The sequence below is a fragment of the Pseudofrankia asymbiotica genome (genome assembly GCF_001983105.1).
GTDB classification, from domain to species: Bacteria; Actinomycetota; Actinomycetes; order Frankiales; family Frankiaceae; genus Pseudofrankia; species Pseudofrankia asymbiotica.
Window position 1 is genome coordinate 14,960 of sequence record NZ_MOMC01000082.1, and the last position, 19,667, is coordinate 34,626.

A 19,667-nucleotide genomic window follows, 5' to 3' on the forward strand; every position below is an offset into this window, starting at 1 on the left:
GCCGGGGGTATGTTTGACCGCCAGGGCCGTTGGGCTCGTTGCACCTCCTGAACTACACAGCACGGCATGACACACGGTCATCGTATTGCCGCGAGGCATGCGTAAGCGTGTGAGCCACCTTCGCCACGGCGCGTCACGCGTCTCGGTGATCGTGGAACCTGAACCTGGGGGTGACCGGTTTCGACTTCGGACGCCACGCCAGGGGAAGCGGGCCGAGGATGAGCGGTTATCTCGTAAACGATCCGCTCAAAAGAATAGCTGCCAACAAGACGCAGCCTGTTACCTCCGCTTACGCCCTCGCGGCCTGACGGATATAGGTAACTGTCAGCCTGGGAGTTCCTCCGGCCCAGGGTCTGGCATCGCTAGGAGGATCACCTCGCCACCCGGTCACGGGGTAGCGCGGAACATCAAACAGTGACTGGGCCCACACCGGCCTGCCTGCGGGACCGGTGGGGCCGAGAAATAAGAAGCAGGCTGCGCCCGGAGAAGCCCTGACGCGCCGCCGGAGGACGCGGGTTCGATTCCCGCCACCTCCACAAGCGTGAGCACGTTTGAACCCCCGTCACGCGAGTGGCGGGGGTTCTTCTTTTTGGCCGGCATCTATGACGCGGACCGGCGTTTCACTGGGGCGTGTCGCCTGGCCTCGGTGCGTAGCCGTCGCGGAGCTTGCGATTCCGGTTCTGGGAGGTCTGCCGCGGGACGCCGAAAGCGTCGTCCGCGGTGCACCGTTGCTGGGCCATCGGCCATGCCTCGGCCTCCGAGTGCTCTCGTGGGGCGGTGGGACCAGCCTCGCAGGGCGGTGCACCAACGCGGCGGTAGTGATCGACTGGACGAAGTACTGCGACAGGCTGTTGTCCGTGGACCCCGAGGCGAGGACCTGTGTGGTCGAGCCTGGCATCGTGCTTGACGTCCTCAACCGGCAGCTGAGYGGGTATGAACTGCGCTTCGGCCCGGAACCGGCGACCCATCCGAACTGCACGCTCGGCGGGATGATCGGTAACAACTCGTGCGGCGCCACGGCGCAGCGCACCGGCAAGGTCGTCGACAACATCGCCCGGCTCGAGGTTCTGCTCTACGACGGCACCCGGTTCTGGTGCGGGGAGACCGACGACGAGCAGTACGCGCGGATCGAGCGGCACGGCGACCGGAGGGCCGCCGTCTACCGTTCGCTGCGCCGGCTGCGCGACCAGTACGCCGGGGAGATCCGGGCGCGTTACCCGGACATCCCGCGGGAACGCACCCTGGTCGTGCTCGGTTTCGAGACCGTCGCGCGGGCGGTTGACGCGGTGCCGGCCGTCCTCGCTCAGCACTACCGGGGCCTGGTCGTCGGCCTGGAACCGAGCTGCGCCACGGTTCTGCGCGCGGACGCCGCCGAGCTGATGCCCGAGGATCTCGACATCGCCCGGCTCGCGAAGCAGAGCGTCACCCTCGCGGAGCTGCTCACCCGGCATACGCCCGGATGGTCRCCGCCCCGGCTGCCGACGTGCGCGCGATCGCGCAGGTGCACTGCCACCAGCACGCCGTGCTCGGCTGGGAGGCCGACCAGGAACTGCTCGACGCCACTGGCGCCCGCGCCGAGCCACTCGCTTCCGGCTGTCGCGGACTGGCGGGCAACTTCGGGTGACCGCATGGCACCGCGGGCGTGGATCGGGCCAGTTTTAGGGCAGGTTTCAGGGCCACGCGCGGGGTAGGGCGAATGCGACAGGACGACGAGCCCGGGCCGCGGAGAAACCAACGCCTCCTGGCGCCGCCTGCTGACGCAGCTTGGCCCCGCGCCCCGCAACGCTGGGTTGACCGGCTGACGTCCCGGACAACCGCACGGCGAAACGCCAGCGAAGTGAGGAGCGCCTTCATGAGCCGGACTGTCGGGGACTACGTACTCGCGCGACTGCGGGACTGGGGCGTCGAACACGTCTTCGGATATCCGGGCGACGGTATCAACGGGTTGCTGGCGGCGTGGGGTCGGGCTGAGAACCAGCCGCGGTTCGTGCAGGCCCGGCACGAGGAGATGGYGGCGTTCGAGGCGGTCGGCTACGCGAAGTTCTCCGGGAAGGTCGGGGTGTGCACCGCGACCTCGGGCCCGGGCGCGATCCACCTGCTTAACGGTCTTTATGACGCGAAGCTCGACCACGTTCCGGTGGTGGCAATCGTCGGRCAGACCGACCGGACCGCGATGGGCGGCTCCTACCAGCAGGAAGTCGATCTACTCAGCCTCTTCAAGGACGTGGCGAGCGAGTACGTCCAGATGGTGACGGTCCCCGAACAGCTGCCGAACGTCCTGGACCGGGCTTTCCGGATCGCCCTCGCGGAACACGCGCCGACGTGCGTCATCATTCCCGCGGACGTGCAGGAGCTCGAGTACTCCGGGCCGACGCACGCGTTCAAGATGGTTCCCTCCAGCCTCGGGGTGCGGTGGCCGGCGGTTTCCCCGGACGACGACGGCGTCCGGGCGGCCGCCGAGGTGCTGAACGCCGGCGGGAAGGTCGCGATGCTCGTCGGCCAGGGCGCCCGCGGCGCCCGCCGCGAGGTGGTCGAGGTCGCTGACCTGCTCGGGGCCGGCGTGGCGAAGGCCCTGCTCGGCAAGGACGTGCTCGCCGACGACCTGCCCTTCGTCACCGGCTCGATCGGCCTGCTCGGCACCCGGCCGAGCTACGAGCTGATGCGCGACTGCGACACCCTGCTGACCGTCGGATCGAACTTCCCGTACACGCAGTTCCTGCCCGACCTGCACCAGGCCCGCGGCATCCAGATCGACGTCGACGCGAAGTACATCGGCATGCGCTACCCGTACGAGGTCAACCTGGTAGGCGACGCCGCCGCCACCCTGCGCGCGCTGATCCCGCCGCTGCGGCGCAAGGAGGACCGGTCCTGGCGAGAGACGATCGAGCGCAACGTGGCGCGCTGGTGGACCACCATCGAGCGGGAGGCGATGGTCGACGGCGACCCGATCAACCCGATGCGGCTGTTCTGGGAGGCCTCGTCCCGCCTGCCGCAGAACGCCATCATCGCCGCGGACTCCGGTTCGGCCGCCAACTGGTACGCCCGTGACCTGCGGTTCCGCGGCGAGATGCGCGGCTCGCTGTCGGGCACGCTGGCGACGATGGGCCCAGGCGTGCCGTACGGCATCGGGGCGAAGTTCGCTCATCCTGACCGGCCGGTCGTCGTGTTCGAGGGCGACGGCGCTATGCAGATGAACGGGCTGGCCGAGCTGGTCACCATCGCCCGTTACTGGCGTGACTGGTCCGATCCCCGGCTGGTCATCGCCGTCCTGCACAACAACGACCTCAACCAGGTCACCTGGGAGATGCGCGCCATGCAGGGCGCCCCGAAGTTCACCGAGTCGCAGAACCTGCCCGAGGTGTCCTACGCCGACTTCGCCCGCTCCATCGGCCTCGAGGCGCTGACCGTCGACGACCCCGCACTGGTCGGCTCGGCCTGGGACACCGCGCTCGCCGCCGGCCGGCCGACGGTGCTGGACGTGCGGACCGACCCGAACTTCCCGCCGATCCCGCCGCACGCGACCTTCGAGCAGGCGAAGGACGCCACCGAGGCGCTGCTCAAGGGCGATGAGAACCGCTGGGGTGTTGTCTCGGCGGGGCTGCGCACGAAGGTCCAGGAGCTGCTGCCCCATCGGAGCTGAGATCGCATCCGAGGCCGGCCGCCACCAGTAGGGGTGGTTTGCTCGGAAATCATCGGGAACGTGATTCGCGAAGGCGGCCTGAGCCTTTCGGCGTTTCGTCGGGCGGGCTCGCCGAGGCAGAACCGGGATGAACCCCAAAGGAGGGCGTGGTGGCGAGCAAGGCGAAGCAGGCGGACAGCTTCCGGTCGGACGTGCCGTCGACAGTGGCGCGCTCGGACGCCAAGGCCGTGCGGACCTGGAAGAAGACACACGACTCGGCGGTCGAGACCTACGGCGAGGGGCAACGTGCGCGCCGCGCCGCCTTCGCGTCGTTGAAGCACACTCACGAGAAGGTCGGCGACCATTGGGAGCCAAAGCAGGATGCGGGTCCCTCGGACCAGCAGGCGGCCCAGCAGGCCCCGGCCTCCCGGCGCGGCGGCCCGACCGCCGAGGGCGTGGACGCGAACGCCTCGGTGAGCCACCTGCGCGAGGTCGCCCGCAGGCTCGAGATCCCGGGCCGGTCGACGATGAAGAAGGCCGATCTGGTGGAAGCCATCAAGAAGGCGAACCGCCGGTCGACCACCAAGGCGCGCTGAACGACTCGCTCGATGATCCCGACCGCGATGGCGCCATCGCGGTCGGGATCATCGCCGCCGAGGAGCGTCGCAGCGACGCCCACGTGGGCCGGCCTTCCAGCCTCGCGAAGCGAATGCCGGAAGGCTGGCCGCTCTGTTTTCCCCACCTGAGCAGCGAGATCGCCGCCGACCGGGCGTCGGCCGGGCTCGGGGAACCTAGGCAGCGGCCGAGGTGAGGACTTCATCCCAGTCGGACAGGAACCGGTCGAGGCCATACCGGTCGAGGGCCGCCTGCCGGGCCTTCTCACCGTGGGCGCGGGCGAGGTCGGGGTCGGCGATGAAGCGGCGCGCGGCGTCGACGAGCACGCCGGGGTCAGTCGAGAGGATCCCGGCTCCCGGCGGTACCGCCTCGTACGCCTCGGTGGTCGCCAGCGCCACCACCGGCATGCCCAGGTGCATCGCCTCGAGCAGCGAGAGTCCCAGCGAGGTCCAGCGGGGCAGGTGCGCGTAGACCCGCCGGCGGGCGAACTCGATGTGCATCCGCCGCTGCGTGACGTCGTCGAAGGTACCCAGCCGGTCGGCAGGCAGGCCCGTGTGCGCGGGCAGGGCCGCCGCCCCGATCCCGAACGCGTCGACCGGTGCCGCGGCGGCGAACGGCGCGAGCAGGTCGGTCCCGGTCACCCGCCCCCGCCGGACCGGCTCGTTGACCGCGACGGCGATTCGCGGCAGTTCGCCGGTGAACCGGTATCCGGGGTCGACGATGCCGTGTTCGACGACCCGGGTGGGCGAGCTTCCGGTGTCCCAGAACAGCCGGTTGAAGTGGGTTACGTGCACGATCGTCAGGCCGGGTCGGTCGGCGACGGGGTGGCGGCTGTTCGGCACGTCGCCCTTGGGTGTGTTGTGCTCCAGGAAGATCGCGGGGACGTCCTGGCCCGGTCGGCGGCCGAGCCAGCGTTCGGCGAGCTCCAGCTCGTGCGGCCGCTGCAGCACGACCACGTCGACGTCGAGGTCCCGCAGCTGCCGCGGGGACGCCTCCCGGACGCTGGACGGCCAGGGGTAGGTGCGCGCCAGCCCGCGGCCGTCAGGGCCGCGATCGGGGATGACCGGGATGACGTACTCATGGCCGCCCTGGACGAACGACGTCGTGTACGAGCCGTGGACGTGCCACAGCAGGACCCTCATGGCGTGCTCCTGTCCGGCGGCGCCTCGTCCGCCTCCACGATCGCGGCGTAGGCGTCGACCGTCCGGTCGACGACCGACGTCGGTAGTTCCAGATGGACCGCACCCGACGGCAGCAGCCCGACCCCGCCGCGACGCTCCATGACGCGCAGCTGGGCGACGATCTCCTCGCCGCGGTGACCGGTGGGCAGCCGGCGCCAGAAGGCGAAACCACCCGCCTCGACGAGCGCGGCCCGGTCGTAGAGGACACAGCCGGCGACCCACGCGACCTTGTAGGCCACCCATTCAGCGGCCGCGGCGCCGTCCCGGCCAAGATCGGGGCCGTTTGCGCTGCCCGGGCCGGACCGGGCCGCCGGGGCGGCGTCCTGGTCCGCCAACCGAGCGGTGAGGTGGGCCAGGTTCGCGGCGTTGTGCAGCCGCCACCGCTCCCAGCCCGGCTTGCCCTTGCGCACCCGTTCCGGGACGACCGCGCCGATGACCGGTTCGAACGACTCGTGCTCGGCCGGTCGGACGTCGTCGAGGTAGCTCAGGCCCTGCGGCGCGGCGCCGACGAATCCGCAGCCGAGCTCGCCGAGCGCCTGCCGCATCCGGCCCAGGGTTGGCGCTTCCAGGAAGATGTCGTCATCGAGGCAGAGCACCGCCGGGGCGGCGGCCCGGTCCAGCAGGAACTGGCGCTGCTCGGCCATGCCCCGGCGGGCCCGGCGACGGTGGGTCTCGACCTCGTGACCGCGGTGGCGCAGCTGGCGCAGCATCGCGACGACCGCGGGCGCGTCGAGGGCGGCCGGCGCGGGGGCGGGGGTCTGGTCGGAGATCACCACCCGGAACTCGGGATGGGTCTGGTTCGCCAGCCCGGCGAGCGTGACCGCCAGTGCTTCTGGACGTCCGCAGGTGGGGATGAGCACGTCCACCGGAACTCCCGCGGAAACCGATGGAAAGGAGGGCGAAGCGGTCATCCGGTTGGTACCGCCCCCCGGCGGATCCGGCCGACGAGTCCGCTCGTCGACCGGTCCTCGACGTAGTCGACGATCCGCACCTCGCCGCCCAGCTGTCGTACCAGCGGCGCCTCGGCCAGCATCTCCTCGGTGTAGTCGCCGCCCTTCACGTAGACGTCGGGGCGCAGCAGCCGGAGCAGGTCCGCGGGTGTGTCCTCGGCGAAGACGACGACGTGGTCGATGCCGGCGAGAGCGGTCAGCACGGCGAGCCGGTCGCGCAGCGGGTTGAGGGGCCGGTCCGGTCCTTTCAGCCGGCGTACGCCCGCGTCGTCGTTGACCGCGACGATCAGCACGTCGCCGAGCCGGCTGGCCGCGTCAAGGTAGGCGACGTGGCCGGCATGCAGGACGTCGAAGCAGCCGTTGGTGAAGGCGATCCGCCGGCCGGCGGCGCGGTGGGTGGCCGCGAGCTCGACGAGCTGGCCCGGCTCGACCACGACCGGCGGCACCCCGCTGAGGCGGGCGCGCAGGTCGTCGGCGGTGCAGGTACTGGTGCCGCTCGACGCGACGGCGACCGCGGCGGCGGTGGCGGCCAGCTCGACGGCGTCCCGCAGCCGCGCGCCGGCGCAGCACGCGGCGGTCAGCGCGGCGACGAAGGTGTCGCCCGCCCCGGAGGTCTGCTCGTCGGGGACGGCATCGCCGGCCGCCGGCAGATGCCAGGGCGCACGCTGGTCCGTGAGCACGACGACCCCGTCGCGGTCGAGGGTCACCGTGGCGGCGCGCGAGCCTGTCGCCCGCAGCAACGCATCCCGGTAAGCCAGGACCGTGCCGACCCGGTCGCGGGCGAACCGTGCCCGGGCCTCGCCGTCGGGCAACAGACGGGCGGTCTCGCCGGCGTTCGGCTTGACCAGGTCCGGCCGGACCCGCGCCCACCGGCTCAGGTCGTGCGCGTCGACGACGAGCGGGCGCCCGGCGGTGCGCGCGGCAGCGGCCACGGCGTCGATCAGCCGCGGCGTCCAGAGACCGGCGGCGTAGTCGCAGGCGACCACCGCCGCGCTGGTGGCGGCCGCGCTCGCGACCGTCGCGGCCAACCGGCCGGTGACCGTCGGGCTTGGCGGTGTCTCGTCGCCGGTATCGCACCGCAGATGCAGGTGGTTGCCCGAGGAGATGCGCCGCTTGACCAGCGTCGCGCGGCCGGGGACGGTGTGCAGGCCATCGGTGTCGACGCCGTGTTCGGCGAGGATGTGGCGAAGCCGGTCGCCGTCGCGGTCATCGCCGACGAGCCCGACCAGGCCGGCCCGGGCGCCGAGCGCGGCGATGGCCGCGGCGGTGTTCGCCGCGCCGCCGGGCGCCTCCGTCTGCTCGGTCACCCGGACCACCGGCACCGGGCCCTCCCGGGACAGCCCGCGCGGCGGTCCCCAGCTCCACGCGTCCAGCATGGCGTCCCCGACCACCAGCACCCGCACCTCGGCGAGGCGGTCCAGGTCCACGCGGGTGTCCATCGCGGCCGTCACCGGGCGGCGCTCCGCGCCGGGCCGGTCGAGCCCGCCCCGGGAGTACGAGCGGGCAGCCCGGATACCAGCCCAGCGGCGGCCGCGGCGACCTCCGCTGGTGGGATGTCGAGGCATTCGTGCTGGTACGGGCAGACGAACGCGCGGCACGGCGAGCACGTCGTCGGGCGGCGCAACAGCACCCGTGGCCCGGACCGGGGCTGGTACTCCGCCTCCCGTTCGGTCCCCGCGTAGAGAACGACGACGGGCGCCCGGACCGCGTCGGCGAGATGCGCGCCGCCCGAGTTGTTCGTGACCACCACCGCGGCGTCGCGCAGCAGGGCGACGAGCTCCGGCAACGACAGCTCGCCGGCCAGTCCGATTCCCGCGCGGTCAGGGCTCAGCGCCACCCGCTCCGTTCCCCTGCGCACCCGCTCCACCAGCTCGGCCTCCCGGGCCGTGCCGGCGACGACGACGCGCAGGCCCGCGTCGGTCAGCCCGCCCGCCACCGCGGCGAACCGGTGCTCGGGATAGCGCCTGGACGAACACGTCGCACCCGGCAGCAGCACGGCGTAAGGCCCGCCGCTGGTGGAGATGCCGTCGGAGCCACCGCCAGCGCCCGAGCTTGTCGGGTCCAGGGCCGCGAGTCGCCGCCGCACCGCGGCGACCGCGTCGGCGGGGACCTTCAGGACCAGCCGCGGATCGATGTGGTCGGTGGGGACGCCGAACCGGCTCAGCAGCGCCAGCGCCCGGTCTGTCTGGTGCTGGCCGTCGGGGAGGGCGTCCATCCAGTGCGTCAACAGCGTGCCGCCGAACTCGCGGGACGCGCCGACCCGGACCGGGATCCCGGCCGACGCGCAGATGAACGCGGCGGGCCAGGGCGACTGGGAGTACGACGTGAAGAGCACGGCGACGTCGTAGCGGGCCGCCGCGAGGCGTCGGATCAGCGCGAGGTGCGCGTCCGGGTCGAAGGCCTTGTCGTCGGCGTCCTGCCAGCTCACCGAGGGGACCTCGACGACGTCGTCGACGCTGTCGATCAGCGGGACGACGGCGGCGCCGGCGGGAGTGGCGAGCAGGTCGAGGCGGACGTCCGCCGGAGCGGCGTCGCGCAGCGCGCGCAGCGCCGGAGTCAGCAGGACGACATCGCCGAGGTTGTCCGGGCGCACGACCAGAATCCGGCGGGCGGCGCTGAGGTCGAGCGAGCCGGCCCGGTCGGCGGCGGGATGGGACCCGACTGTCACCTGGCGGCCGGCGGCCTGGCGAGACAAGCTCGCCGGGGGAAGCACGGCGGCCGGGCGGGACACGACGGTGGTCACAAGGCCTCCGGCACGGTCAGCGGTGACGTCCCCGAGGCACTGCCCGCAGTCCACGCCGGCAAACTGCTACACACCGCATCGATCTGGCCAGGGGCTCTGTCACGGAGACGGTCAGCGGCGGCGACCGCCGGGCATGGCGTCGCGATCGCGTCAGGCGACGGCGGCGAGTACTGACGCGGCCAGGCGGACGACGCGGGAATTGCGGGAATACCGGTCCTGAGGTGGTGATGTCGTTGCGATCGCCGGGTATTCCGGGCCGCATGCGCCGTCCCCGTATCGCCTTCCTCTGTGGCAATCTGACCCCTGATCAAGACGGTGTGGCCGACTACACCGTCCGGCTCGCCCACGCGCTGCGCGACGAGGTGGACCCGGTCCTCGTCACGGCGAGCGAGGTCGCCACCGGGCCGGGGCGCGGCGAGGTGTCCGGCTCCGCCGACGTGTTCAGCTCGGTTGTCGACCTTCGCGGTATCGGCTGGGGACCGCGCGCGGTTCCGGCCGCGGCGCGGGGGCTGCGGCGCGCGGCGCCGGACGTCGTGCACGTCCAGTTCGCCCCGTCGGCCTTCGGGTTCTCTCCAGCCGTCGGCCTGTTGCCGGCGCTGACGGGCCGGCGGGTCCGCTGGCTGACGACGTTGCACGAGTACGGCTGGTGGTCGTGGCCGTCGTGGCCGCCGGCCTGGGCATGGCGACGCTGCGAACGTGGCATCGGGGGCCGGCGCGCGACCGCCCGGTGGGACCGGGAGACGCTGCTGCTCGGCCCGCGTTCGGCCGGCCTCGTGGTGACCAACCCCGAGCACGCCGCGATGGTGCGCGGCCGGCTCGGCGTCGAGCCGCACACCATCCCGTTGCCGCCCAATGTGGCACCGGCTTGCGAGCGCGCGAGCGTGGCCGAAGCGCCGCGGTCGGCGGGCAGGGCGTCGGCCGACGCTCAGCCCGCTGACCGCGACCGACGTGCCAGGGCGCGCGCCGACCTGCGACGACGGATCGGCGGTCACCCAGACGACCCGGTCCTGGTGTTCTTCGGGTTCGTCCATCCGGTGAAGGGCGTGCGCTACCTGCTCGACGCGCTCGCGATGCTCGCCGTGGACCATCCCGGGTTGCGCCTCGTCGTCGCGGGCGGTTTCACCTCGCGGGCCTTGCCCGCGCCGGAAGCGGACGCGTTCCGGCGCGAGCTGGCGGGTCATGCTCGTGCGGCCGGTGTCGCCGATCGGGTCACGTTCACCGGTCATCTGCCCGCCGCCGAGGTGTCCCGCGTCCTGCTCGGCGCTGACGCGTGCGTCCTGCCGTTCACGGCGGGAGTCACCGGCCGAAGCGGCGCGCTCGCCGCGGCGCTCGCGCACGGGGTGCCGACCGTCGTGACGGCGGCCGACCCGCCGGATCCGGATCTCGCCGACGGCCGGACCGTGGTCGTCGTGCGGGGGGTGCGCGATCCGGTGCCGCTCGCCGCCGGGATCCGCCGCGTGATCGCCGACGCGGACCTGCGTGCCGCGGTCGCGGCCGGAGGACGGGCGCTCGTCGCTGAACGCGACTGGCCGGCGGTCGCCCAGGCGCATCTGCGCCTCTACCAGCGGCTCGTGGCGGCGGAGGGCCGGTGAGCGCGGACCAGAACCGCGGGGGGAGCGCGTCGGCGCGGGCCGGGCGGGCGGCGGGCGGGCCGGCCGACGAGCGGCCCGGCATCGTGGGCGAGATCCTCTTCGTCGAGTTGCTGGGCGGCTTCGGTGACCTGCTCATCGCGCTGCCCGCGATCCACCGGCTCGCGGACAGCCACCCGGAGGCGGCACTGCGGGTGGTGACCTTCGCTCCGGGTGGGCAGCTGCTCGCCGGCGACCCCCGCGTCGGCGAGGTCATCGAGCTGGCCGATCACACCGCCCCGGCGATCCACGCCGCCCTCGCCGCGGCGGTCGCGCGTCGGCGGCCGGACCTGGTGGTGACGACCAGCCGGCACAGCGGCATTCCGGCGCTGCTCGCGCGCGCGATGGAACGGTCCGGGGACACCTCGGGAGGCTCGGCCAGAGTGCCGGCGCTGGTGGCCGACCTGTGGCGCCAGCCGCCGGCCACGGAGCCGGTCGGGACGCGCTACCTGCGCCTGCTCGCCGCCGACGGCTGGGTCGACAGCACTCCGCGCCAGCCCGGCCGGACGGCGCCCGGGGCGGTCGCCCTCGACGAGGGGGAGCGAGCGGAGGGCGCGCGGTGGCTGCGGCGGTTCACGGGCGGTCGCGCCTGTCCCGTGCTCCTGGTGCCGGAAGCCGGCATGGCGGTGAAGCGCTGGCCGGCCCGGCGCTGGTCCGCGCTCGCGCGCGAGCTCGACCGGCGAGGCCACCCGGTGCTGAGCGCGTCCACCCACGTGCGCTTCGAGCGAGGCACGCCGGTCCAGGTGCTGCCGCCGGCGCCGCTGCGTCTCTTCGCGGCCGTCGGCGCGGCGACCGGCCGCGCCGGGGGAGTGGTCGTCGGCGGTGACACCGGCCCGGTCCGGCTGGCGGTCGCGGTGGGGGCGCCGGCGGTCGGCCTGTTCGGTCCGACCTCGGCCAGCCGGTACGGCTTCGCGCCGAGTGTGCCGGCCCAGGACACGCCGAGACCGAGAACGGGCACCTCGGGCACGTCGGCGGCCGGGTGGGAGCGGCACGCGCCGGTTGCCGTCGTCGACCTGCAGGGGCTGCCCGGGTGCCCGGTCCGACGCCCACTGGCGATCACGGAGCAGGAGTGCTGGTGGACGGCGGACTGCCCGCTGTCCGAGACGGATCCGGCCTGCATGGTGGATCTCGGCGTCACGGCTGTCGCGGTGGCGGTCGCGCGGACCGTGGCGGCCGGCCAGGTTTACTCAGAGTCGTCATCAGTCGTACGACGATTTGTACGCTGAGTAGTAGTTTTCAGGCCCGGCATTCGGGCAGCCATCGAGCCATGGCCTCCTCCACCCTGGGAAAGCAGGACCCCGCTGGCCGGCTGGCGACGCCTGCCGCGCGGCCGGCCGGAGTGCTGCTCGATCGGGACGGGACCCTGTGCGTCGACGTCCCCTACAACGGCGACCCGGCGCTGGTGGCCGCCATGCCGACCGCCGCGGCGGCGCTCGCCCGGCTGCGGGCGGCCCGGGTGCCGACGGCCGTGATCTCCAACCAGAGTGGGGTCGGGCGCGGCCTGATCACCCTGGAGCAGGTCGGCGCCGTGAACCGGCGGCTCGACGAGCTGCTCGGCGGGATCGGGCCGGTGCTCGTGTGCCCGCACTCGCCGACGGCCGGGTGCGCCTGCCGCAAGCCAGCGCCCGGGCTGCTGCTCGAGGCCGCCGGCCGCCTCGGTGTTCCGGTCGGCGCCTGTGCTGTGATCGGGGACATCGGCGCGGACATGGCCGCCGCGGCGGCTGTGGGCGCGCGCGCGGTGCTGGTGCCGACCTCGGTCACCCGCGCCGAGGAGGTCGCCGCGGCCACGGAGGTCGCGACGGACCTGCTGGCCGCCGTGGACCTGCTGCTCGGTCCTCCCGCTCGAGCGCGTGYGGGCAGTACGGGCGGTGATCTCGACAGGCTGGCCGGCGGCGAGACCCGCGCGGTCGCCCGGTGAAGCCGAGGGTTCTCGTCGCCCGCCTGGACAGCGACGGCGACGTCCTGCTCGCGGGACCGGCGATCCGCGCGATGCGGGCTGGCGCACGCCACCTGACCCTGCTCGTCGGCCCCCGTGGCCAGCACGCCGCGCGGTTGCTGCCGGCCGTGGACGACGTCCTCGTGTGGCGCTGCCCATGGATCGACGCCACACCCGGTCCGGTGCGTCGCGACGATGTCGACGCCCTCGTCGGCCGGCTGGCTCGCGGYCGCTACGACGAGGCGCTCGTGCTCACGTCGTTCCACCAGAGCCCCCTTCCCACCGCGCTGCTGTTGCGGATGGCCGGAGTCGGACGGATCGCCGCCGCGAGCGAGGACTATCCCGGTTCGCTGCTCGACGTCCGCCACCGCCTACCGGAGACCGGCCTGCACGAGGTCGAGCGGGGCCTGTCGACCGCCGCCGCCTTCGGCTACCCACGGCCGGCCGGCGACGACGGCCGGCTCGCGGTGCGTGGACCACTGCCCGATCCCGCCCCGTTGACCGGCGGAGATCGCTACGTCGTCCTGCATCCGGGCACTTCGGTGCCCGCCCGCGGCTGGTCCGCCGCGAAGTTCGCCGAACTGGCCGCCGCGCTCGCCGACCGGGGGACCCGCGTCGTAGTCACCGGAGGCCCGGACGAGACGGCGCTCACGGCGGCGATCCACGATCGGGCGGTGGCGTCCGCCGATTCCGAGGCCCGCGCGCGCCTGATCGTCGACCTCGGCGGCCGCACCGATCTGCCGGCGCTCGCCGGTGTGCTGGACCGGGCGGCCGCGGTGGTGGTGGCCAACACCGGCCCCGCGCATCTGGCCGCCGCTGTCGGCACGCCGGTGGTCTCGCTGTTCGCGCCCACCGTGCCGGCGGAGCGCTGGGCGCCCTACACATCCCGCCGGGTGCTGCTCGGTGACCAGACGGTGCCGTGCGCCGGATGCCGTGCCCGCGACTGCGCCGTCGACGGGCATCCGTGCCTGGAAGCCGTCACGTCCACCGAGGCGCTGGCGGCGCTCGACACGCTGCTCGCCGCGCCCAACCCGCCGCCCGTCCGACTCGCCTGGCCAGCGCATCCCGCCCGGCCGGACGGGTCGGTCCGGCCTGGTTCGCCGCTGTCGCTCGCGGCTCGGACACCCGCCGCGTCGGCCCACGCTCCCGTCCTCAGGCTGAGAGCCCCCGGAGGCGAGACATGAAGATCTCGATGGTCTCGGAGCACGCCAGCCCGCTCGCGACCCTCGGCGGCGTCGACGCTGGCGGCCAGAACGTGCACGTCGCCGCGCTGGCCGAGGCGCTGGCCCGCCATGACGTCGACGTCACCGTGCACACCCGCCGCGACGACCCGGACCTGCCGCGCCAGGTCGAGCTCGGTCACGGGGTGCGGGTGGACCACGTCCGCGCGGGGCCGGCCCACTACGTCGGGAAGGACGCCCTGCTGCCCTACATGGACGACTTCGCGGATGACCTGCACCAGCAGTGGCGGCGCGACCGGCCAGACGTGGTGCACGCGCACTTCTGGATGTCCGGACTCGCCGCCGTACGCGCGGCCCGGCCGCTCGGCGTGCCCGTCGTGCTGACGCTGCATGCTCTCGGCGTCGTCAAGCGACGCCATCAGGGCCGCAAGGACACCTCGCCGCCGGACCGGATCGCGCTGGAGCAACGGCTGGTCTCCGACGTCGGCCACATCGTCGCCACCTGCACGGACGAGGCGTTCGAACTGGTCCGGATGGGCGCGCCGCGGCGGCGGATAAGCGTCGTGCCGTGCGGGGTCGACCTGTCGTTCTTCCGGCCAGACGGACCCGCCGACGAGCCTGGGCCCGGCCGGGCCCGGCTGCTGTTCGTCGGCCGCCTCGTCGAGCGCAAGGGCGTCGGGAACGTGGTGAGCGCGCTGGCGAAGGTGCCGGACGCCGAGCTCGTCGTCGCGGGCGGCCCCGACCCCGCCGATCTCGACGTGGACGCGGAGGTGGGCCGGCTGCGAGCGCTGGCCGCCCAGGAAGGCGTCGCCGACCGGGTCCGGTTCCTCGGCCGCGTCGAGCACCACCGCCTGCCGGAGCTGTACCGCTCCGCGGACGTGGTGACCTGCGTCCCGTGGTACGAGCCGTTCGGCATAGTCCCGCTCGAGGCGATGGCCTGCGGAGTGCCGGTCGTCGCCTCCGCGGTGGGTGGGCTGGTCGACACCGTCGTCGAAGGCGGAACCGGCCTGCACGTGCCGGCGCGATCCCCGGAACGGCTCGCGGAGGCGCTGGGCGATCTGCTCGCCGATCCCGGCTGGTGCCGGGAGCTGGGGAACCGGGGAGCGCGCCGGGTCCGGGAGCTGTTCTCCTGGGACCGCGTCGGCGGTCTCACGTTGAACGTCTACCGCCGGATTCTGGCCGGCCAGAGCGTGCGCACCCGGCGCCCGTCCCTGCCGGCCGGGGTGTGACATGGCGACGGGCTCTTCGCGGACTGACCACCTTCCCGCGCGTCCGGCCGGTGAGCGCGCGCACGAGCGGCGCACCGCGCACCGGCACGTCCGGGATCTTCGCGCCGCCCTGGACCAGCTCGACGTCGCCCGGTTGGAGGACTGGGGGCGCCGGCTCGCCGAGGTGCTGCCTGGCGGCGGGCGCCTGCTCGTCGCCGGCAACGGCGGTTCGGCGGCCGAGGCGCAGCACCTGACAGCCGAGCTCGTCGGCCGTTTCCAGGACGAGCGGGCCCCGATGTCCGCGATCGCCCTGCACGCCGAGACATCGGCGCTCACCGCGATCGGCAACGACTACGGCTACGACGAGGTGTTCGCCCGGCAGGTGCGGGCACACGGGCGTCCCGGCGATGTCCTCGTCGTGCTGTCCACCTCGGGGCGCAGCGCGAACCTCGTTCGAGCGGTCGACGCGGCGCGGGAGCTGGGCCTGCGGACCTGGGGACTGGTCGGCGTCGCCGACAGCCCGCTCGCCCGGCGCTGCGACGAGACGGTCGTCGCCAGCCTGGACACGCCGAGCACGGCGACCGTGCAGGAGACGCATCTCGTCGCGGTCCACCTGCTGTGTGCCGCCTTCGACACGGCGCTCGCGGACGCGACGATGGCCGGCACCTCGACCGCGCCCGATGCCGCCGAGCCAGTCGCCGCCGAGCTGGCCGAGACCGAGCTGGCCGAGACCGAGCMGCCGCGCGTACCGGCGAGCTGGCCGGGTGGCCGCCCGCTCGTCGTGGTCGGGGACACCCTGCTCGACGTCGACGTGGACGGGCGGGTCGAGCGGCTGGTGCCGGGTGCGCCAGCGCCGGTCTTCGACGCCATCGCTGATCACCCGCGGCCGGGCGGAGCCGGCCTCGCCGCCCTGCTCGCGGCCCGGGCCGGCCACCGGGTGATGCTGGTGACGGCACTCGGCGCGGACGCGGCGGGACGCCGCGTCGCCGCGCTGCTCGCGGCGGAGGGGATCGAGCTCGTGGACCTGGGGCTGCGCGGCCCGACGCCGCGGAAGATCCGTTTTCAGGCTGGCGGCCAGACGATGCTGCGCCTCGACCGCGCCTGCGCGCCGCCCGGCGACCGACGCGACCGCCGGGCTGGGGCGGAGCGGAGCGGCGCGGAGCGGGGCGCGTTCGTCGGGGCGCTGCCGGCGGAGGGCCGCCGGGCGCTCGCGGTGGCCGGCGCCGTGCTCGTCTCCGACTACGGCCGCGGGCTCGCCGCCGCCACGTCGGTGCGGGCCGCGCTCACGGAACGCCTCGGTCGGGTGCCCGTGGTCTGGGATCCGCACCCCCGGGGTGGTGCTCCATTGCCCGGGGTACGCATGGTGACCCCCAACCTGATGGAGGCACGCCAGTTCACGGCCGACGGCGACGAGCCAGGAGGGACGGCGTCGGCCCGGGGGGACGTGGTGAGTGAGGCGGCCGAGCGTGGGCGTCGCCTTGTCGGTTCCTGGCGCGCCGCCACCGCGGCCGTCACTCTTGGCGAGCGCGGGGCACTGCTCGTCGACGCTTCCGGCGCTCCGCCGCTGGTGGTCCTGCCCGCCTCGGCCGCCACCGGAGACACCTGCGGCGCCGGGGACATGTTCGCGGTGACGGCGGCGGCCGCGTTGGCCGGCGGGGCGCTGCCCTCCGAGGCGATCGTGGCGGCCACCGACGCCGCGAGCGTGTTCGTGGCCGCCGGGGCCGCCTCGGCCGTCCGTATCGACACCAGCCGTATCGACACCGGCCCCATGGACGGCGACGCGCTGGACCTGGCCCTCGACGCGGACGCGCTCGCCCTCGACGCGGCCCTCGACGCGRCCGGCACGGAGTCCGGGCGAGGCGCCGCGGTGGCATACCGCGACAGCGGTCTGGAGCAGGCGCTGGCGGTGGTGCGGCGCACTCGGGAGGCGGGTGGGACGGTCGTCGCCACCGGCGGCTGCTTCGACCTTCTGCACGCCGGGCACGTCGAGGTGCTTGCCGCGGCCCGCCAGCTCGGCGACTGCCTGGTGGTCTGCCTGAACAGCGACGACTCGGTGCGCCGCCTCAAGGGCCCACAACGCCCGCTGGTCCCGGCCGGCGACCGGGCCGCGGTGCTGCGCGGGCTGGGCAGCGTCGACGCGGTGGCCGTGTTCGACGAGGACACCCCGGCGCGGCTGCTCGCCGAGCTGCGTCCCGACATCTTCGCCAAGGGCGGCGACTACGCGGTCGCGGATCTCCCGGAGGCCGAGGTCGTCGCGTCCTGGCACGGCCAGGCGGTCGTGCTGCCGTACCTGGACGGCCGGTCAACCACATCGATCATCAGAGAGGCGGTACACCGTGACGGTCGCTGACATCGAGCTCGACACCGGAGCGACGAACGGGTTCGGCAGTCCGGGGACGGTCCTCGTCTCCGGAGGCGCCGGTGGACTGGGCGCGGCGGTCGTCGCGGCCGTCCGGGACGCGGGCGGGAAGGCGCTGGTCCTCGACCGCGTCCCGGCCCGCGACGTGCCTCACGAGGTCGTCGACCTCGCGGACGGGCGCGCCGCGGAGGCGGCCACCCGCCGACTGGTCGAGCACGCGGGCGGCCACCTCGACGGGGTCTTCACCGCGGCCGGCACCGACACCCCGGCGCCGTTCGGATCGCTGGCCGGCGCCGACTGGGAGCGCATCGTCGCGGTCAACCTGCTCGGGACGGCCGCGGTGCTGCGCGCGGCCCTGCCCGCGCTCGAACCGCATGGCGGGCGGATCGTGACCTGCGCGTCCACGCTCGGCCTGCGGGTGGYTGGCGACGCCTCGGCGTACTGCGCGTCCAAGTTCGGGGTGGTGGGCCTGACCAGGGCACTCGCCGAGGAGCTCAAGGGACGCGTCGGCGTCACGCTGCTCGTTCCCGGCGGGATGACCACCGGGTTCTTCGACGAGCGCGAGGACAAGTACAAGCCCGGCCCGGACGCCAGGCTCAACCGGCCACAGGACGTCGCCCGTGCCGTGCTCTTCGCGTTGACCCAGCCTCCCGGTTGCGAGATGAAGGAGATGGTCGTGACCTCACGATGGGAGACCTCCTACCCGTGATCCCCAGTGGCGGGAGAACGGCGGGCCGAGGGTGACGGTCGTCGTCCTGCGGGCACTCGGGCTTGGCGACCTGCTCACCGGGCTTCCCGCGCTGCGCGGGCTGCGCCGGGCCCTGCCGGATCGGCGGATCGTGCTCGCCGCGCCGCGCTGGCTCGAACCGGTGGCCCTCCTGTCCGGCGCGGTCGACGCCGTCATCCCCACCGTCCCGCTCGCCGTGCCCGCCGTGCGGGCCCCCGAGCTGGCCGTCAACCTGCACGGACGCGGACCCGAGTCAACGGCGGCACTGCGCGCCACCGGCCCACACCGCCTCTGGGCGTTCGAGCTGCCTGATGGACCGCGCTATCTGCCCGCCGCGGGTGAGGCGGATGCTTACCGGCTGGACGGGGTCGCCAGTGCGACCCAGGACGATGACCCCATGCAGGACGACCACGCGCGGGCCGATGGTGGTCCGGAAGCGGATGACGGTCCATCACCCCACCAGGTCGAACATGAGAGCCGACGTTGGTGCCGGCTGCTCGCCTGGTACGGCGTGCCCTGCGACGCCGACGACCTTGGTTTGCCGCGCCCCGTCCGACCAGCCTCGGCGCCGGCCGATCTGGCTGACGGGCTGACCGGCCGCCGAGACGGCTGGGTGATCGTGCATCCGGGCGGCGCGACGCAGGCCCGGCGTTGGCCGCCGGAACGCTGGGCCGCGGTCGCGCGTGAACTCGCCGCCGGCGGCTGGCCGGTGGTCATCACCGGCGGGGCGGAGGAGGCCGCCCTGGCCCGGTATGTCGCCCGGCTGGCGGGCCTGGAGGATTCGAGCGTCCTTGCCGGGCGGACGGATCTGCTCGGGCTTTGCGGGCTGGTCGCTGACGCGGCGCTGCTGCTGGCCGCCGACACCGGCATCGGCCATCTCGCCACCGCCTACGAAACACCGTCCGTGCTGCTGTTCGGCCCGGTCTCGCCGGCCGAATGGGGCCCGCCGGCCCGGCGCCCGACGCACCGTTCCCTCTGGTCGGGGCGCCTGGGCGATCCCCGCTCGGTCACCCCCGATCCCGGCCTGCTGACCCTGACCGTCGACGACGTGTTGCGGGCAGCCGAAGACGTACTGGCCTGTCGGGACGTCGTCGGCCGCTGACGGAGCGGTTCGGGGTCGGTCTGATGACCGTGCCGCACACCGCGATCCGGGCGGTCCGCCGTGGCGGGACGGTGTCGTTGTACGGCGGTGAGGTGGACCCGATGCCGATGATGGATCTGTTCGACAAGAGCGTGCGGCCGGGATGGGACAGGCGTCTCACTTCTTTCCGCCGCAGAAGTTCCTCGCCGGCATCGACTATCCGGCCGCTCGCAAGGGGATGATTTCCGTCGCGCGTTACTCCGCGGAGCTTCGCGTGTTTTGGCGCTAGAAATCCGGGGATGGCGGTCCCAGGCGGAGGCCCGCGCCCGCATCCTAAAGTGCTGCTGAGTGGTAGGCGCGGGTGGCCACGAACGTGGCTGTCTTCCGCCCTGACATGGGCGCGTCAGTGCGTTTGGTTCCCAGCCGGATTCTTCTGGGA

The 19,667-nt window shown here is 73.8% G+C and carries 15 protein-coding genes and 1 other RNA gene; 12 read left to right on the plus strand and 4 right to left on the minus strand.

All coding sequences use genetic code 11. The features are described from left to right. The first annotated feature begins 166 nt into the window (after positions 1–166). From ssrA to BL253_RS32840, 4 genes are all read left to right on the plus strand, one after another. Positions 167–539, plus strand: a transfer-messenger RNA (tmRNA) gene (gene ssrA, locus BL253_RS32825). A gap of 63 nt (positions 540–602) precedes the next feature. Then, on the plus strand, positions 603–1,691 hold the full coding sequence (locus BL253_RS45935; protein WP_081438923.1) for an FAD-binding oxidoreductase: 1,089 nt from the start codon (positions 603–605) through the stop codon (positions 1,689–1,691). Between the two features lie 161 nt (positions 1,692–1,852). Continuing rightward, the gene (locus tag BL253_RS32835; protein ID WP_076821342.1) at positions 1,853–3,640 is read left to right on the plus strand and encodes a thiamine pyrophosphate-requiring protein; all 1,788 of its coding nucleotides are present in this window, start codon (positions 1,853–1,855) and stop codon (positions 3,638–3,640) included. A gap of 149 nt (positions 3,641–3,789) precedes the next feature. Next, on the plus strand, positions 3,790–4,215 hold the full coding sequence (locus BL253_RS32840) for a ChaB family protein (RefSeq protein WP_076821344.1): 426 nt from the start codon (positions 3,790–3,792) through the stop codon (positions 4,213–4,215). Positions 4,216–4,410: 195 nt separating this feature from the next. Here the strand turns inward: BL253_RS32840 and BL253_RS32845 are convergent, their stop codons facing one another. From BL253_RS32845 to BL253_RS32860, 4 genes are read right to left on the minus strand one after another with little or no spacing between them, the layout of a single operon-like run. Then, positions 4,411–5,376 carry a glycosyltransferase gene (locus tag BL253_RS32845; protein WP_076821346.1) on the minus strand — a complete coding sequence of 322 codons (966 nt, stop codon included), beginning with the start codon at positions 5,374–5,376 and terminating at the stop codon, positions 4,411–4,413. After that, the gene (locus BL253_RS32850; protein ID WP_241835348.1) at positions 5,373–6,281 is read right to left on the minus strand and encodes a glycosyltransferase family 2 protein; all 909 of its coding nucleotides are present in this window, start codon (positions 6,279–6,281) and stop codon (positions 5,373–5,375) included. The genes BL253_RS32845 and BL253_RS32850 overlap by 4 nt, the downstream gene beginning before the upstream one ends. A gap of 41 nt (positions 6,282–6,322) precedes the next feature. Beyond that, the gene (rfaE2, locus tag BL253_RS32855) at positions 6,323–7,816 is read right to left on the minus strand and encodes a D-glycero-beta-D-manno-heptose 1-phosphate adenylyltransferase (RefSeq protein WP_241835349.1); all 1,494 of its coding nucleotides are present in this window, start codon (positions 7,814–7,816) and stop codon (positions 6,323–6,325) included. Then, complete coding sequence (locus BL253_RS32860; protein ID WP_241835350.1) at positions 7,813–9,108, minus strand: glycosyltransferase family 9 protein; 1,296 nt, start codon at positions 9,106–9,108, stop codon at positions 7,813–7,815. The genes rfaE2 (BL253_RS32855) and BL253_RS32860 overlap by 4 nt, the downstream gene beginning before the upstream one ends. Positions 9,109–9,425: 317 nt before the next feature. On the opposite strand from BL253_RS32860, the gene BL253_RS32865 reads away from it, so the two are divergent. Genes BL253_RS32865 through BL253_RS43105 form a run of 8 tightly spaced genes read left to right on the plus strand, consistent with a single transcriptional unit; the run spans position 9,426 to position 19,249 of the window. Next, the gene (locus BL253_RS32865) at positions 9,426–10,700 is read left to right on the plus strand and encodes a glycosyltransferase family 4 protein (protein WP_076821349.1); all 1,275 of its coding nucleotides are present in this window, start codon (positions 9,426–9,428) and stop codon (positions 10,698–10,700) included. Continuing rightward, positions 10,697–11,962 (plus strand): glycosyltransferase family 9 protein, encoded by a 1,266-nt coding sequence (locus tag BL253_RS32870; protein ID WP_076821351.1) that lies wholly within the window; start codon positions 10,697–10,699, stop codon positions 11,960–11,962. The genes BL253_RS32865 and BL253_RS32870 overlap by 4 nt, the downstream gene beginning before the upstream one ends. Positions 11,963–12,003: 41 nt before the next feature. Further along, positions 12,004–12,654 (plus strand): HAD-IIIA family hydrolase, encoded by a 651-nt coding sequence (locus BL253_RS32875; RefSeq protein WP_081438924.1) that lies wholly within the window; start codon positions 12,004–12,006, stop codon positions 12,652–12,654. Next, positions 12,651–13,856, plus strand: coding sequence for a glycosyltransferase family 9 protein (locus tag BL253_RS32880; protein ID WP_206745140.1), 1,206 nt, complete (start codon positions 12,651–12,653; stop codon positions 13,854–13,856). Before BL253_RS32875 ends, BL253_RS32880 begins: the two co-directional genes overlap by 4 nt. Continuing rightward, entirely contained in the window at positions 13,853–15,082 is a 1,230-nt protein-coding gene (locus BL253_RS32885) for a glycosyltransferase (RefSeq protein ID WP_076821353.1), read from the plus strand. The genes BL253_RS32880 and BL253_RS32885 overlap by 4 nt, the downstream gene beginning before the upstream one ends. 1 nt (position 15,083) lies before the next feature. After that, positions 15,084–17,411 carry a D-glycero-beta-D-manno-heptose 1-phosphate adenylyltransferase gene (gene rfaE2, locus BL253_RS32890; RefSeq protein ID WP_081438925.1) on the plus strand — a complete coding sequence of 776 codons (2,328 nt, stop codon included), beginning with the start codon at positions 15,084–15,086 and terminating at the stop codon, positions 17,409–17,411. Then, complete coding sequence (locus BL253_RS32895) at positions 17,398–18,129, plus strand: SDR family oxidoreductase (protein WP_198946500.1); 732 nt, start codon at positions 17,398–17,400, stop codon at positions 18,127–18,129. The genes rfaE2 (BL253_RS32890) and BL253_RS32895 overlap by 14 nt, the downstream gene beginning before the upstream one ends. Positions 18,130–18,160: 31 nt before the next feature. Continuing rightward, complete coding sequence (locus tag BL253_RS43105; protein ID WP_076821354.1) at positions 18,161–19,249, plus strand: glycosyltransferase family 9 protein; 1,089 nt, start codon at positions 18,161–18,163, stop codon at positions 19,247–19,249. Positions 19,250–19,667: the final 418 nt, after the last annotated feature.